At 67.7% G+C, this 15,962-nt stretch carries 8 protein-coding genes; 6 read left to right on the top strand and 2 right to left on the bottom strand.

Annotated elements, in window-relative coordinates:
* Nucleotides 1-20: 20 nt before the first annotated feature.
* The 6 genes from RPB_RS17270 to pqqE all read left to right on the top strand — a co-directional run bounded on the left by RPB_RS17270 (nt 21) and on the right by pqqE (nt 13,684).
* The gene (locus RPB_RS17270; protein WP_011442303.1) at nt 21-10,046 is read left to right on the top strand and encodes a hypothetical protein; all 10,026 of its coding nucleotides are present in this window, start codon (nt 21-23) and stop codon (nt 10,044-10,046) included.
* Between the two features lie 173 nt (nt 10,047-10,219).
* A complete protein-coding gene (gene pqqA, locus RPB_RS17265; protein ID WP_041798311.1) occupies nt 10,220-10,300 on the top strand; it encodes a pyrroloquinoline quinone precursor peptide PqqA in 81 nt (26 codons plus the stop codon).
* 139 nt (nt 10,301-10,439) lie between these two features.
* Entirely contained in the window at nt 10,440-11,363 is a 924-nt protein-coding gene (gene pqqB, locus RPB_RS17260; RefSeq protein ID WP_011442302.1) for a pyrroloquinoline quinone biosynthesis protein PqqB, read from the top strand.
* A complete protein-coding gene (gene pqqC, locus RPB_RS17255; protein ID WP_041798310.1) occupies nt 11,360-12,124 on the top strand; it encodes a pyrroloquinoline-quinone synthase PqqC in 765 nt (254 codons plus the stop codon). The genes pqqB and pqqC overlap by 4 nt, the downstream gene beginning before the upstream one ends.
* Before the next feature lie 10 nt (nt 12,125-12,134).
* On the top strand, nt 12,135-12,443 hold the full coding sequence (pqqD, locus tag RPB_RS17250; protein WP_011442300.1) for a pyrroloquinoline quinone biosynthesis peptide chaperone PqqD: 309 nt from the start codon (nt 12,135-12,137) through the stop codon (nt 12,441-12,443).
* Complete coding sequence (gene pqqE / locus RPB_RS17245; protein WP_011442299.1) at nt 12,440-13,684, top strand: pyrroloquinoline quinone biosynthesis protein PqqE; 1,245 nt, start codon at nt 12,440-12,442, stop codon at nt 13,682-13,684. The genes pqqD and pqqE overlap by 4 nt, the downstream gene beginning before the upstream one ends.
* A gap of 59 nt (nt 13,685-13,743) precedes the next feature.
* Here pqqE and RPB_RS17240 read toward each other — a convergent pair whose 3' ends face one another.
* Together RPB_RS17240 and RPB_RS17235 are read right to left on the bottom strand one after the other, a co-directional pair.
* Nucleotides 13,744-14,853: an S-(hydroxymethyl)glutathione dehydrogenase/class III alcohol dehydrogenase gene (locus tag RPB_RS17240; RefSeq protein ID WP_011442298.1), complete on the bottom strand. Its 1,110-nt coding sequence runs from the start codon at nt 14,851-14,853 to the stop codon at nt 13,744-13,746.
* 140 nt (nt 14,854-14,993) lie between these two features.
* Nucleotides 14,994-15,893 (bottom strand): AraC family transcriptional regulator, encoded by a 900-nt coding sequence (locus RPB_RS17235; RefSeq protein ID WP_011442297.1) that lies wholly within the window; start codon nt 15,891-15,893, stop codon nt 14,994-14,996.
* Nucleotides 15,894-15,962 lie beyond the last annotated feature (69 nt).

Here is a 15,962-nt window from a genome sequence, read left to right as displayed (position 1 = left end):
GAGGCGGGACAGGTGGCATCATGGCGAATTCGAAGCGTGCCCAGACGTCGTCATTGCAGTTCGAGCTCGTCGTGCCCGGCGTTCCGCTGTATCTCGCCGCCGGCGCCACGCCCGAGACGGCGCCCTGCGTGTACTACGCGCTGGTCGGCGAGCCTGCGACCTATCCGGACATCCTGCCGGTGGAGGATGCGTGGGCGAATTGGTCGGGCGGCTTCGTCTTCGTCCCCGCCGGCGCGGTGGTCGTCGATCCGAAGGACGTCGTTGCAGCGCTCGACGCCCGGCTGCAGCCGCAGGCGCCGATGCGGCAATGGGTGGTGTGGGCGAGCGACCTGACGCCGCAACGGATTGCCGCGGCGCAATTCATCACCATCGCCAAATCCGTCGGCGACGGCACCGGGCGAGTCAAACCGGGTTGCGCGATTACGTTCTGCGATCTGGCGATGCAGATCAGTGCCGAGGTCATCGTCGCGCCTGCGCTCGCCGACGATCCGCCGGCGCTTCAGCTCGTGGCCAGCGGCAGCAGCCGCCTGGTGCTGCAACGCCGGGACGGAGGGCAGGCGTCGCTGCCGCTGCCGAGCGATCAGCCGGTGGCGATGCCGATGGCCGGGCCGTCGCTGGGCACGTTCAGCTTCGCCTTCGCGCCGGATCGCGGCAATTTCTTCGCGCTGTTCGCGCCCGAGGACGACAGCGAGTCGCCGCCGGCCTCGGCGGAGATCCGTTTCGTCGCCGGGCCCGCGACGCAGCCTGCGGCGATGCGATTTCCATTGCTGCTCGGCGCCTTTCCGGATCCGCGCGCGCCGATCGCGGCGCAATTGCCGCTGCGGGTGACGATCGATCCGCTGCGGCCGACGGATTCGCAGCGTACCCGCTTCGCGTTTGATCTCGCCGAATACGGCGACGGCAAGCCGGTGCTGCCGGTCAGCGAGGCGATGCGCAGCACCGCGGGTGCGACGTTGCGACTGACGCCGCAGACCGGCGCCGGTTTCAGCCTCGCGCGAAAACCCGGCGCCGCGCCGCAGACGGCCTACCTCACGCCGGCCGGACGATATCTGGTTGCGTCGTTGCCGAAGACCAGGGCCGGCGCGCCGATCGCCGATGATCCGATCGCCCTGATGTGCGGTCTGTTCGGCAGCGAGTTCCTGCTGATCGCGCAGAGCGATCTGCTCGATTTCCAGGGCGAGCGGCCGGGCTTCGCCGCGCATTGTCCGCCGCAGCCGCATACGGCCCGCGCATGGGACGCCGCCGGTCCGTTGTCCGATCTCTACAGCACCAATTGGGTGCAGGTGATCCAGGGCGCGAACAGCGCCAAGACCTTTCCCGGCACCATCAAGCAGAGCTTCTGCGCGCAGGCGGTCGACACGGTGTACTTCCAGAGCGCGCCGACCGGGACCGAGCCGTTTCCGATCGCGGTCGGCGCGCGGATCGCCGATCTGTGGGATGCGGCCGCGGGGCAGGTGCTGCCGCTGGCGCCCTATGGGTATGTGTATTTCTCCGACCGGACGATCGCCAATCCGAATCCGGAGATCACCGCCGACGTGCTCACCAGCTTCGAGACCGCGGTGCTGTCGCCGGCGCGGTTCGCGGCGATCGCGGCGGATTGCTGCCTCGGGCCGCTGTTCTTCGACATGGCGACGCTGGAGCCGCTGAGCGGCGGCTATGTCCAGACGCCGCAGGGCCTGCTGGTCGGCCTCAACAGCGGGGCGATGACGTCCGCGACTCCGGCCGGGAGCTGGCAGCAATTGCTGCTGGCGCGCAGCCCGCAGCGGCCGGAGCAATGGCTGCGCTTCCGGCACGGCACGACGCCGTCGGGCTGCAGCGGCGGCACCGGGCCGTTCGACGTCGTCAGCCCGTATCTGTCGACCGCACTGATGAATCCGGCGGCGTTCCTGGTGGTCGCTGATCCGGCCTGTCTCGGCGCCTTCGACAATCTGCTGCAACTCGGCGAATATCCGATCGAGATCGCGGTGTCGAACGCCGACGATGGTCCCTCGCTCGACGTCAATTGCGTGCTGGCGTTCAAGCTCGCAGCCGGACGATCCTTCGCCGATCTCGCCGCCGAGCCGTCGGGCTGGACCGACCCCGAGCTGTTCGCCGGCGCCGGCCGGGCCGAAACGATCTCGCGGCAGATCGTCGACTACATCCACCAGGCCAAGCTCGCGAGCGACGCGGCGCGCGCCGCCGGGACTTACGATTATTTCGGCGATTTCGTCGCGCGCATGAACGATCCGAACTGGACCGGCATCATCGCGCTCGACGCGCCGCTGCAGCTGCCCGAGCTGCCCGCCGACATTGCGATGCTGTTGTGCGGGATGCGGTCGGACAAGCCGCTGTGCTGTCATCATTTCGGCATCACCACCAATGCGCCGAAGCCGTCGATGGCGGTCGACGACGCCCTGCAGCACAGCTCGCTGTTCGGGCTGATCTATTACGACTACGCATTCCAGACCCCGACCACGGATGTCGACTTCCAGACCCTGTCGCTGAAGGCGCTGTTCGCCAACAGCCTCTTGGCCCATTTCGAGTCGCAGATCGCTTACTCGATCGCGACGCTGTTCGACGATCCGGTGACGTTGTCGGTCGCCGGCCAGAACGATTTTCCCGCCACCAACACCATCGTCATCGACGGCGCGCTGCAGCAGCGCGACGGCGAGACCTCGGTGGTGTTCGTGACCAGCGAGGAGCGCGTCTTCACGTTCCCGGTCGATGGCGATCGCTATCGCGCACTCGCGGCGCAGACCGTCACCAGCGCCGGGCTTTCGCCGCTGACGGAGGCCAGCGACGGCGTCGGCGGCGGAGCCGGCCGAACGGTGTGGGCCGCGTTCACGCTCGACGGCGCGCTCGGCTTCAACACCGAGTCGGCGACTGCGCCGCGAGGTGACGATCCCGCGCCGATCGATCTGTTCTCCTACGGGCTCGACGACGACTATGCCGGCGGGCTCGGCTATTCCGGCTATGCGTTCACGATGACGAGCGTGGTGCCGGATCAAGGCCTCACCCCGCCGCCGACGATCGTGACCGATCTCGGCGGCGTGCTGCTCGACGCCGAGGCCAGTGCGCCACGCGACCACAGCCTGATGGCGACGCTGCCGCTGAAGCTGCTCGGCTTCAGGCCGCAGGCGGAGTTCGCCGCCCTGAAAACCGTCACCGTCACCGGCGTCGGTCTCGACAGCGTCAGGCCGGTCTATGCGCTGGCGCTGCAGGTGATGATGGGCACAATGGGCGGCATGACGTCGCAAGCGCCGCTCGAAGGCGTGCTGCTGCTCGGCTGGGTGCCCGGCAAGACGCGGGCAGTCGCCGATCAGGTCGGGCTGCTGCTGGCGCCGCCGCCGTCGATGAAGGACGGAACGTTCCAGCTCCAGGGCGTGCTGCCGACGCAATACGGCGCGGTCGAGCTGCTGCGCCCGAAGCTCGCGGGCGACGATGTCTACGTGCTGATGCTGCGCGACGTGCTGTTCGCGCTCGGCGCGTTTCCGCTCTACATCCCCTCGACCGGGGAGCGCTCGCTGACCTTCTTCGGTCTGCCGGCGGATGACGGCGAAGGTCGCGGCGCGGGCGATGACGAGGACGGCGGCATCAACCTCGCCTGGTTCCTCGGCGAGCCGGATCTGGCCGGGGCCGGAGCGTCATCCGCGCCTCCGCCATTGGCCGCCAATGAACAGCACCTCAGTGTCACCCCGACCGTCTACGTCGTGGCCGGCCTCAAGGTCGAATACGACATCCAGTCCAACGACGTCATTCCGATCATCATCTCGATGCTGTCGGAAGTGCCGCTGTCGACCAAGGCGGCGCTCGACGACATCGCGGACGGTTCGGCGCAAATCCCGGTGTCCTACGATCCCTCCGCCGGCGTCACCGTCGCGGTCGATCTCGAATTCACCCCGGTGACGTTCCAGTTCGTGTTTTCCGATCCCTATGTCTACGGCGCGCGGCTGTCGATCGGCGCGGCGCCGCCCGAGCCGAAGGATCGCACGTCCGAGCCGGTGGCCGCGGCCGTTCCGGTTGCAGCGAACCTCGCGGCGCCACCAGAGAAGAAGAAGGGCATCCTCTCCAGCCTGCGCGGCTTCGTGCTGGAGATCGCCTATCGCAAGATCAGCGACAATCTCGGCGCCTGGAGCGGGTCGTTCACCTGGACCCAGCCGATCGGCACCGACGACTACAACATCATGCTGCCGACGGTCGGACTGATCGTCTACACCAACAGCGATTTCCGGGTCGACATCGGCTGGCCGTTCGCGCCGGACGGGGCGGGGCTGGCGCAGCCGTTCTCGGTGTCGTTCTCGATCGAGGGCGTGCCGGTCGAGGCGGCCGGCGGGTTGTATTTCGCCAAGCTGCGTTCGGCCGACGCGCCCGAAGAACTGGGCGACGACTTCGCGGTGATCTGGCGGTTCGGGCTGGGCCTGTCGTTCGGCATCGCCAAGGAAATCCACAAGGGCCCGATGTTCCTGAGCGCGGGCCTGATCGCCTTCGCCACCTTCGAGGGCTTTCTGGCCTCCACGCACGGCAAGATGACCGAGCAGGGCGTCGACTACAAATGGTTCGCCGGCCAGCTCGGCGTCGAGGCCTATTTCACCGGCGCGGTCGACCTGCGGATCATTTCGGCGGCGATCTCGATCAGTGCGACGCTGGTGCTGCAGGTCGCCTACGAGACCGCGCATTCGACGGTGATCCGGCTCGCCTTCAAGGTGTCGATCTACGTCGAGTTCCGCATCGTCTTCATCCGGATCTCGTTCAGCTTCGACGACGATCTCGACGTGTTCCCGCCGATCCATATCGGCAGCGGTCCGCCGGCGCTGATGATCGGCCCGACGCCGCCGACCTCGCGCCGCATCGAGGCGCGTCCGGCCCCCGTCGCGACGAAGCCGATCCGCATCCGCAAGGAGCTGCATCCCGCCATCACCGGGCGCTTCGCGACCGGCGCGCCGTGCGATGCGATCGCGATCACGCTGTACTTCACGCTGCAGCCCGCGGTGATCAACAGCACGAGCGCGGCGATGCCGCAGGCGGTCGCGGGGCTGGCGATCAACCTGCAGCCGACGTCGACGGCGCCCGACGATTTCTCCAATCTGTCGACCGCGCTCGGCCATTTCCTGCAGGCGAACTACGCCCGCGGCGTCACCCTGACCGAGCAGCTCGCGGCGATCGCCGTGAAGCTCGACGACGGCAGCTTCGACGGCGCGGTCGGCAGCTTCTTATCGAGCCTGACATTCACCATCCTGCCGCAGGCGAGCCTGACCACGGCCGCCGACTTCGCGTTCTTCCCGATGCTGCCGCAACTGGCGCTGAGCTATAACGGCAGCCAGATCGTGTTCGACGCGCCGCCGCTGCCGCCGGGCTACGCCGAGGCGCTGAAGCGCTATTTCGATCAGCTCGCGCAGGGGATGCCGCGCCAGCCGCTGGCGCGCGAGGCGGTTGCAGGCAGCGCGTTCCCGACATCGGCCGCCGGGCTGATCTGCACCGACATGATCGTGCTGCTCGCCAAGCAACTCGTCGCCAATCTGCAGGACATCGCCGCGGCCGATCCCGATCTGAGCTTCGACCAGGCGCTGTCGGCGCTCGGTCCGGCCGGCTACGCGCAACTCGCCGGCTATATGTCGCGCTTCGCGCTGTACGGATTGCGGCTGCCGGTGCCGGGCAGCGAGCCGTTCGGCAGCGCGCTCACCGCGATCTATCAGCTCACCGGCCAGCAGGCCGCGCTGGCGCAGCACAGCGGCCGATGGATCACCAGCTTCACCCTCGGCGTCGCGCCGGGCGAAAACGTCTCCGACTGGATCGCGTTCGGCGCCGACGGCACGGCGTCGTCGGTCACCGACGATCTCGGCGCCGGGCTGGTGCTGGACACGATGGTGCAGCCGTCCTGGTTGGGCGCCGGCGGCGGCTTCGTGCCGTTGCCGCCGCTGAAGACGCAGCCGTGCCCGTATTACATCGCGCGGTCGTATCTCTGGACCCTCAATGACGGCCACATCGCCAACGTCCGGCCGATGGCCGATGCGCTGCTGACGCGGATGCGGCAGTTCTATGCGCTCGGCGGAAGCGGCGCGGTGGCGCGGCTGGCGCAAGTGCCGGGCGACGCGTCGCCAACAGCACTGAAGGCGATCGCCGGGCTGATCGTCGGGATGAGCCTGCGCCGGATCATTCCGCCCGGACAGGACAAGCCGCTCGCCAGCGTGTTCCGCCTGATCGGCGCCGACACCGGCACACGCGATCTGCTCGACCGGCTGATCAGGGCCGATGCGTGGGCGGGGACGACGCTGTCGCTGCTGATCGCCGACGGTTCGAGCAGCTACGCATCCTGCGCCGAGCCCGACGCGGTGGTGCTGACCAAGGCCAATCTCTCGACCCTGAACGAGCCGCCGGCGCTGACGACGAGCGGCCAGCCTGCGCTGCGCGCGGCGGCGCAGCAGCCGCCGGTGTCGGCGCGGCTCGCGGATGTCGCGGCGTTCGCGCTGCTGGTGTGGGAAGTCTCGGTGGTCAATGCCGACGGCTTCTATCTGCATATCGACGGCGTCCCCGACAGCGCCTTCAGCACCGGCGATGCCCAGATCGCGCTGCTGATCACGTCCGGCGCGCCGGACGTTGCAACGCCGCTGCAGCCCTGGGCCAATTGCTTCGTGCTCGACAGCGTGCCTGAGGACAGCAAGGGACCGGTCGCCGCGACCGTGTCGGATTCCAGCGGCGCGTGGCAGACGACGACGCCGGGCAGTCTCGGCGGCAGCGTCGGCTTCTCGATCGACTGGCCGGCGCCGCCGGCAACGCCCGGCCTCGGCGCCAATCCGACGCCGGCCGAGAAGGCGGCCTATGCCGAGGCGCTGTACAGCCTGCTGCAATATCGCATCGACCAGATCGTCGCGCCGTCGCCGAGCGTCGCCGCAACGATCGGCGCAAGCGTGGTGCTGCCGACCAATTGGAGCATGCCGGTCGGCCCCAACCAGGCCGAGCGCGGCGCCGACTGGATCTTCAGCAACAGCGTCGCCGTTGCGGCGCTGCTCGGCCAGAGCAATCGCTACGCCGGGATCGGCTGCTCGGTCGGCTTCTCGATCCAGTTGCTCGACATCTACGGCAACGCGCTGCCGCAGCCATCAACCGTGTCGGTGCCGTTCGTCTACAACGACGTGCTGGTGGCGGTGGAAGCGTGGCCGGCGATCCGCTCCTACTACGCGTTCAGTGCATTAGGCAGCGCCGTCGAACTGACGCTGATGCTGGTGTTCGATCCTGCCAATCTCGGCGGCGGCGCGCTGTCGCCGGACGATCCGGTGACGCTTGCCAGCGCGATCGGCAGCTACCAACTCGTCCTCGACCAGCTCACCGATCCGCTGCAGCTGGCGAGCCCGGGCGCCGCGATCCAGATCGAGACCGTGCTGGCGGCGTCGCCGCTGATCACCACGACCGGCGGCGACGGCCTGCGCGCGGTGCTGACGGCCTTCGTCCAGTCGATCATCGCTTATCTCGACGCGCTGCTCGCCGGCCAGACCCCGGCCCCGCCGCCGCCGCTGCAGGCGCCATTCCGGCTCGACAAGAGCTATGTCGCCGCGCTGCCCTCGGACCTGTTCGAACTCACCGTCGAACTGGTGTTCGCACGCGCGCCGGAGACGGTCGATCCCGCCATCGCCGCGGCGCTGCCGGCGGTGCAGCTCACCCGGTCATGGATCGCGGCGGCGGTGTCGCTGGCGCCGACCGGCGCTGGCGACGGCCCAGATCTGCAGCTCCTGGCGTTCGCGCAGGCGTTCGAAGCGGCGTGGGCCGGCTTCGATGGCAGCGACGGCGTGCTGAAGCTGGCGCAGGGCATCCAGGCCAATAATGCGTTGGCGCGCAAGCGGCGCGAAGCGCGGCTCGGCGTGGTGCGGGCGGCGTTCACCACTGCGGCGGCCGGCCAGACTGCGCAGGCGCCGCTGTGGTGCGTGCGGTTCGCGCGCTCCGCCGGCATCGCCGTCCAGTTCCCCAATGCCGGCGCATCCCCGCCGGCGGCGCAACTGCCGCTGAGCTGCGCGCCGCTGCCGCTCTCCACCAGCCTGATCACCGCGACTGTCTCGGTTCGCGTCTACGACGCCAACGGCGGCGTCAAGGCCGATCAGGACGTGGTGTTTTCCGGCATCGACATGGACGTGTGGGGCGGTCAGTTCTTGTCCGCCGCCGATGCTCAGTTCGCGCCGCTGATGGCGAGTGCTTCAGCGACGCTCGATCCGGCCTGCTACGCCGATCTCGCCGCGAACAAGGAAACGCTGGCCGACCAGATCGCGACCGGCTTGGCCGCGGTGCTGCGCATCCCCGGCCAGAGCGTCGACCTCGCCGATGCGACCGAGCGGTTCCGGCAGGCGTTGCTGCAGAGCCTGAGCGCCGACTACGCGCTCGCCGCGGTGGTGCAGGTGCCTGCCGCGGTGACGCTTGCGGGGCAGGACGAGCCGGACGCGCCGCCGCAATTGTTCGGCAAGGTGCGCGATCCCAGCCTGTCGGCGGCGGCCGCGCAGGCGTTCACGCTGACATCCGCGGACCTCGCGCTCGCCACGGGCGACGAGCCGCTGATCTATCTCGCCTCGGCACGCAATCCGGCCGCCCTTGCCTGGCTCGATCTGCGGCCGGAATTCGACGTCGCGCTCCTCGAGCACGATTTCGATCCGGATCACAAGCGCTACGGCTACGAGCCGTCGGCGTGGTTGAGCTTCATCGTGCCGGCGTTCGCGCCGGCCGGTGGCCGCTCGGTGCTGAATCTGCCGATGGGCCGCAACGCCATCCCGGTGCCGTTGCGGTTGTTCCCGGCGATGCCGACGATCGCCACCCAGGCCAGCGTGCTGCCGCCGACGATCACCTCGATCGCCGACGCGCTGCTGTGGAGCTACAGCTTCACCGTCTCGGCGCCGAGCGCCGCGCAGGACGAATTGACGCTGCTGGTGCTGCTGAACGATCCGCCGGCGCCGGGTGTCGGCCGCCGGCTGCAACGCACCGCGCATGTGGAGGCCGCCGGCGACGATCCGCCGCGGCCGCCGCCGAAAAATCTATTCGAAGCGCTGGCGCGGTTCTCGTTCGAATATCCGCAGCTCGCGCCGTTCCTCGCGCAGGTGCCGGCCGCCGCGTTCGACGGCGCCCCGCCGGAGGCGCCACGCAAGGCGCTGCAGCGTTTCGACGCGCTGGTCGGCGGCGCTGCGTCGACCTGGGCGGCGTGGGTGCAGGATCCGACCGGGCCGAAGTCGGAGCGATTGGCCGCGCGATTGCAGCGGTCGCAAGGCGTCGCAGGCGTGCCGCGCGCGACCTGGCGTTATGTGATCGATTTCAGCAGCCAGCCCGATCTCGCAGTGACCCGCGCGCTCGGCCAGTCGGCGCAATTGCCGCCGTGGCCGCGGATCGATGGTTATGTCACCCCGCCGGCGAGCAACAAACCCACCGACATCTACACGTTGCAGCCGCGCGGCGAGCCGCCCGGCGAATTGCGCGTGACGCTGCCCGGACTGTTCATGGTGGCGGCGCAATCCGCGCATGTGATGGCCAATGTCGTGCGCAATGCCAATCTGGTGCCCGATGGCATGCCGGCCGGCACCAGCGTCGATCCCGGCTTCGTCTACACCACGCCATGGACCGAACTGAAAGATCCGGTCGGCCCCGTGCAGGCGGTGACGTCGCCGCTCGTGGTCGGCAATGGCGCCGTCACGCTGTCGGCGGCCATCGATCAGATGCTGCAGCCCTTCGTCGCAGGTCCGGCTGTTCCCGGCGTCGTTCCCGCGACCATGCGGCTATTGGTCAACGCCAACTACGCCTACACGCTGGCGCAGGGCGGCACGGATCAGGCGCTGCTCAGCCGCTCGGCGATCTTCCTCGGCGACCGCGACATCGACCTTTCGGCGGCGAGCTCGGACCCGGCGAGCTTCGACCAGTTCAAGCGTGATCTCGTCGGCGCGCTGACGCAATGGCACGGCGAGGTCGCTCCGAGTGATCGCGGGGCGCGGCTGGAATTCGTGCTCGATCTGTTTTCACAGACCGGCGACAAGCATGTCGCGTTGTCGCAGCTGACCGACGTGCGCATTCCGGTGCCCTCGGCCAAGCCGGAATGGTGGGCGTGACGCAGCAGACTGTGCGACTGCGAGACGCGTTTCTTGCGCTGCAATGAGTTCATGCTGCGCTGCTCACCTTGTGTTGATGGCCGGAGGCGAAACCATCCGGTGCTTGCGTGCGTTCCAGTGCAGCCTTAATCTTCAAGGCGTGACGACAGTCTGCAATCCTCGGGAGGGACATCATGGCCTGGAAGAAGCCTGCGATCGTTGAAGTTTCCGTCGGCATGGAAATCAACATGTACGCCTGCGCGGTGCGCAAGTAATCGATCCGCAACGAGCGTGGGCGGCCGGCGCATCGACGCCGGCTGCTTTCGTTTCGGTCACGCCGCCGCCGTCGTCGCCATTCGACGATGACGGATCGGCAGATGCTCATTCGATCGAGTTCAGAGGCAGAGAGTGGCCATGCGAGTCGTCGTTCTCGGGGCGGCGGCCGGAGGCGGAGTCCCGCAATGGAACTGCGGCTGCGCGATCTGCCGCGCGGCATTTGCCGATCCGGCGCTCAGACGCACGCAGGCGTCGATCGCCGTCAGCGCTGATAGCGTGCACTGGTTCCTGGTCAATGCCTCGCCGGATCTGCGCCAGCAGATCATCGCGACGCCGCAGCTTCACCCAGCGACCGGCGCGCTGCGCCACAGCCCGATCGCGGGCGTGATCCTCAGCAATGGCGAGGTCGATGCGGTGGCGGGCCTGCTGTCGATGCGCGAAGGTTCACCGTTCGCGATCTACGCCCATCCCAAGGTGCTGGCGATCCTGAAGGCGAACAGCATCTTCAACGTGCTCGACGAGAAACTGGTGCCGCGCCGATCGATCGAGATCGATCGGCCGTTCGAGCCGATGCTGCCGGATGCGACGCCATCGGGCTTCGAGGTGGTGGCGTTCGCCGTGCCCGGCAAGGGCGCGTGGTATCTCGAAGGGCGGGCGCATCCGGGCGGCGAGGCGGCGGACGGCGACACGCTCGGGCTCACCATCACCGACAAGGCCACGCGACAATCCATCCACGTTCTCACCGCCTGTGCGCGGGTGACCGATGACTTGAAGGCGCGGCTCGCCGGCTCGCCGCTGCTGCTGTTCGACGGCACGGTGTGGCGCGACGACGAATTGATCGCCGCCGGGCTCGGCGCCAAGACCGGGCAGGCGATGGGGCACATCGCGATGTCGGGCGCGGACGGCGCGATCGCCGCGCTCGACGGCCTAGGCGTTGCGCAAAAGCTGTTCGTGCATATCAACAATTCCAACCCGGCGCTGCTTTGCGGGTCCGCCGAGCGCAGCGCGGTGGAGCGCGCGGGTTGGCAAATTCCGGCCGACGGCACGGAGGTGACGCTGTGAATGCGATGACCGCGTTTTCGATCAACGGCGCAGCCCCGCTCGCGAGCGCCGGCGAATTGGAAGCCGCGCTGCGGATGATCGGCGCCACGCGCTATCACAATCTGCATCCGTTTCACCGGTTGCTGCACGGCGGCAAGCTCAACAAGGGCCAGGTGCAGGCCTGGGCTCTGAATCGCTATTACTACCAGAGCACGATCCCGATCAAGGACGCGGTGGTGATCTCGCGCTTCCGCGACCGCGCCACCCGCGTCGAATGGCGGCACCGGATCGAGGATCACGACGGCGATATCGGCAGCGAGGGCGGCATCGAACGCTGGCTGAAGCTGACCGAGGGCCTCGGCCTCGACAGCGCTTATGTGGAGTCGACCCAGGGAATTCTCCCGGCGACCCGCTTTGCCGTTGACGCCTACGTGCATTTCGTCCGCGACCGTACGCCGCTGGAAGCGATCGCGTCGTCACTGACCGAGCTGTTCGCGCCGAACCTGCACGAGGAACGCATCGCCGGCATGCTGGCGCATTACGACTTCGTCAATCCGGAGATCATGAGCTACTTCAAGCGCCGGCTGACGCAGGCGCCGCGCGACGCCGATTTCGCGCTGGATTACGTCAAGCGCTACGCCGGCACGCCGGCGGAGCGCGAAGCCGTGTGCAATGCGCTGATCTTCAAGACCAACGTGCTGTGGGCGCAGCTCGACGCGCTGCATCACGCCTATGTCGACGGCCACATCCCGCCCGGCGCCTTCGTGCCGCAGGGCGGGTGAGGGCAGGGCGATGGCGTCGCGCCACATCAGCGTCAGCGAACAGAGCCGGCCGATGCTGCCGCGCCACGCGAAATTGCGTTTCGATGAAACAAGGCAGCGCTGGGTGATCCTCGCGCCCGAGCGCGTGTTGGCGCCCGACGACATCGCGGTCGAGATTCTGCAGCTCTGCGACGGCGCCCGCAGCGTCGCCGCGATCATCGATACGCTGGCGCTGAAATACACCGCCGACCGCGCCGAAATCGGCGCCGACGTGATCGCGATGCTGCAGGACCTCGCCGACAAGGGATTCCTCACCGAGGCGCGTGAGAAGACGCCATGAGCGCCGCGAGGAACGAGACGATTCACGCTGCCGACGGCGTCGCCGTGCTGGAGTCGCGCGGCTCGGTCGCGGAGAATTTCGGCATTCCGCTCGCGGTGCTGCTGGAGCTGACGCATCGCTGTCCGCTGCAATGTCCGTACTGCTCGAATCCCGTGGAGCTCGAGCGCGGCGGCGCCGAACTCACGACCGACGAGTGGAAGCGCGTGCTCGGCGAACTCGCCGCCATCGGCGTGCTGCAGGTGCATTTTTCCGGCGGCGAGCCGACCGCGCGCAAGGACCTCGTCGAGCTGGTGCGACACGCCAGCGACGTCGGGCTGTACACCAATCTGATCACCTCGGCGGTGCTGCTGACGCGCGAGCGCCTCGCGGCGCTGGCCGATGCCGGGCTGTGCCATGTCCAGATCAGCTTTCAGGGCTACGAACCTGTCGTTGCCGATCGCGTCGCCGGATTCGCGAACGGCCATGCGAAGAAGATCGAAGCCGCCCGCTGGACCCGCGAACTCGATCTGCCGCTCACCGTCAATGCGGTGATGCACCGCCAGAACCTGCATCAATTGCCGGACATCATCGACATGGCGGTGGCACTCGACGCCGACCGGCTCGAAGTCGCCAATGTGCAGTATTACGGCTGGGCGCTGAAGAACCGCGCCGCGCTGATGCCGACGCTGCAGCAGATCGATGACTGCACCGCGATCGTGGAGGCCGCGCAGTCGCGGCTGAAGGGGCAGCTCGCGATCGACTACGTCGTGCCGGATTACTACGCGCTGCGGCCGAAGACGTGCATGGGCGGCTGGGGCCGGCAGTTCTTCAACATCTCGCCGAGCGGCAAGGTGCTGCCGTGCCACGCCGCCGAGACCATCACCGGGCTCGCCTTCGACTCGGTGCGTGGAGGCGCGTCGATCGCCGAGATCTGGCGCAATTCCGAGGCGCTGAACCGCTATCGCGGCACCTCGTGGATGCAGCAGCCCTGTGCGAGCTGCGCCTTCAAGGAGATCGATTTCGGCGGCTGCCGCTGCCAGGCCTTCGCGCTCGCCGGCGACGCCGCCGCGACCGATCCGGCCTGTGCACTGTCGCCGCTGCACAAGCGGATCTTCAAGACTGCGGAAGCAGAGGCGGAAGCCGGGGGCGACAAATTCGTGTATCGCAATTTCGCCGGCGGCACGGCGGAGGGTCGTAGCACCACCTCACCACGTCATTCCGGGGCGCGCACAGCGCGAACCCGGAATCTCGCGGTGCCATGAACCTCGGGATTCCGGGTTCGCTCACTATCGTGAGCGCCCCGGAATGACGGCGGAAAAGTCTAGAACACCACCACCGACCGGATCGACTTGCCCTCGTGCATCAGCTCGAAACCCTTGTTGATCTCCTCGAGCTTGAGCACGTGGGTGATCATCGGGTCGATCTCGATCTTGCCGTTCATGTACCAGTCGACGATTTTCGGCACGTCGGTGCGGCCGCGGGCGCCGCCGAAGGCGCTGCCTTTCCAGACCCGGCCGGTGACGAGCTGGAACGGCCGCGTCGAGATTTCCTTGCCGGCTTCGGCGACGCCGATCACCACCGAGACGCCCCAGCCGCGGTGGCAGGCTTCCAGCGCCTGGCGCATCACAGTGGTGTTGCCGGTGCAGTCGAACGTGTAGTCGGCGCCGCCGTCGGTCAGGCCGACGAGGTGCTGGACGATGTCGCCGTCGATTGTCTTCGGATTGACGAAATGCGTCATGCCGAAGCGGCGGCCCCATTCCTCCTTGTCGTCGTTGATGTCGACGCCGACGATCTTGTCGGCGCCGACCATCCGCGCGCCCTGAATGACGTTGAGGCCGATGCCGCCGAGGCCGAACACCACGACATTGGAGCCGGGCGTCACCTTCGCGGTGTTGACCACCGCGCCGACGCCGGTGGTGACGCCGCAGCCGATGTAGCAGCTCTTGTCGAACGGCGCGTCGTCGCGGATCTTCGCCAGCGCGATCTCCGGCAGCACGGTGAAGTTCGAAAACGTCGAGCAGCCCATGTAATGATAGATCGGCTTGCCCTGATAGCTGAAGCGCGAGGTGCCGTCCGGCATCACGCCCTTGCCCTGGGTGGCGCGGATCGAGGTGCACAGATTGGTCTTCTGGCTCAGGCAGCTTTTGCACTGCCGGCACTCCGGCGTGTACAGCGGAATGACGTGATCGCCGGGCTTCACCGAGGTGACGCCGGCGCCGACCTCGCGCACGATGCCCGCGCCCTCGTGGCCGAGGATCGAGGGGAAGATGCCTTCGGAGTCGAGGCCGTCGAGCGTATAGGCGTCGGTGTGGCAGATCCCGGTCGCCTTGATCTCGACCAGCACTTCGCCGGCCTTCGGCCCGTCGAGATCCAGTTCGACGATTTCGAGCGGCCTCTTGGCCTCGAATGCGACGGCGGCGCGGGTCTTCATGGCTGGTCTCTCCCTGCATCAGTGTCGTTGCGATTGGCCTTCCGTATGGCAAATCGGCGGGAGAACAGGAACTGTTTTTTGAACGCCTGATCAATGCGGCTCAACGGCCGTGAAGAACGGCCCGGTCGCGAACTGATTCTTCAATCCGATCGCTGTTGCGCGCGGTAGGCGCTGGGCGTGGTGCCGAGCGCCTTGCGAAACGCCCGGTTGAAGTTCGCCTGCGACGAGAAGCCGGTGGCGTAGGCGATATCGGCCAGCGAGCGATGGCCGCTCGCCAGCAGCCGCTTGGCCAGATCGAGCCGCTGCCGGCTGAGATATTCATGCGGCGCGCAGCCGGTCGCCGCCTTGAAGCTGCGGGAGAAATGCGCCGGGCTCATGCAGGCGACCGCGGCGAGGTCGCTGACGGTGAAATCGCGCTCGACCGAGGCGTTGATGAAGTCCGTCACCCGTGTCAGGCGCTTGGCGTCGAGCGGGCGGCTGGCAGCATTCGCCGGCTTGCGCGGCACCGCCGTGTCGGCGTAGCGATGCACCAGATGGGCGGTCAGCGCACGTCCCAGACTCTCGATCAGCAGCCGCCCTGTCGAGCTCTCTTCGGCAAGTTCCCGGACGATCTGGTCGGCGACATAGTCGATGAAGATATCCTGACCGATCGCCTCGTAGCGAATGCCGATCCGCGCCGGGTCGATGTCCATGTCCTGCAGCATCGTATCGTCGAACGGTCGGCCGGGCAGAAAAATATGCAGACACTCGTGCATCTCGCTCTCGACGCGAATGAAATCCTCGCGGATGCCAGCCGGGCACAGCCAGATCGTTCCGCGTCTGCCATGGGTCCGCTGGCGCATGCCGCCGCCCGCGCGATCCACCACGGAACTGCCGCGCAGCAGCACGGCGATCTCGGTGTCGCGCGGCAGCAGCGACGGCAGCTCACCCGCTTGGTGGCTCCAGCGCTCTGCCAGCAGATGCGACCAGCGGCGGTCGTTGGAGGTCTGGAGCATCCGGCCGGTGACATATTTGTCGACGGAATTGCCGAGCGTTCCCATCTTGGACCTCTACGGTTGGCGAGAGAGCGGACCGGATCCGAGAATTAGCAATTATTATGCCAGATAGCG

The organism is Rhodopseudomonas palustris HaA2, assembly GCF_000013365.1.
GTDB classification, from domain to species: domain Bacteria; phylum Pseudomonadota; class Alphaproteobacteria; order Rhizobiales; family Xanthobacteraceae; genus Rhodopseudomonas; species Rhodopseudomonas palustris_J.
The sequence above is the reverse complement of the archived record's forward strand: the minus strand, read 5'-3'. Positions and strand labels throughout refer to the sequence as shown.

Coding starts and splice junctions, on each gene's coding strand:
- RPB_RS17240 (WP_011442298.1), bottom strand. CDS start 14,853: ATGAAGACCCGCGCCGCCGTCGCATTCGAGGCCAAGAGGCCGCTCGAA.
- pqqB (WP_011442302.1), top strand. CDS start 10,440: ATGCGAGTCGTCGTTCTCGGGGCGGCGGCCGGAGGCGGAGTCCCGCAA.
- pqqE (WP_011442299.1), top strand. CDS start 12,440: ATGAGCGCCGCGAGGAACGAGACGATTCACGCTGCCGACGGCGTCGCC.
- pqqA (WP_041798311.1), top strand. CDS start 10,220: ATGGCCTGGAAGAAGCCTGCGATCGTTGAAGTTTCCGTCGGCATGGAA.
- pqqD (WP_011442300.1), top strand. CDS start 12,135: ATGGCGTCGCGCCACATCAGCGTCAGCGAACAGAGCCGGCCGATGCTG.
- RPB_RS17270 (WP_011442303.1), top strand. CDS start 21: ATGGCGAATTCGAAGCGTGCCCAGACGTCGTCATTGCAGTTCGAGCTC.
- RPB_RS17235 (WP_011442297.1), bottom strand. CDS start 15,893: ATGGGAACGCTCGGCAATTCCGTCGACAAATATGTCACCGGCCGGATG.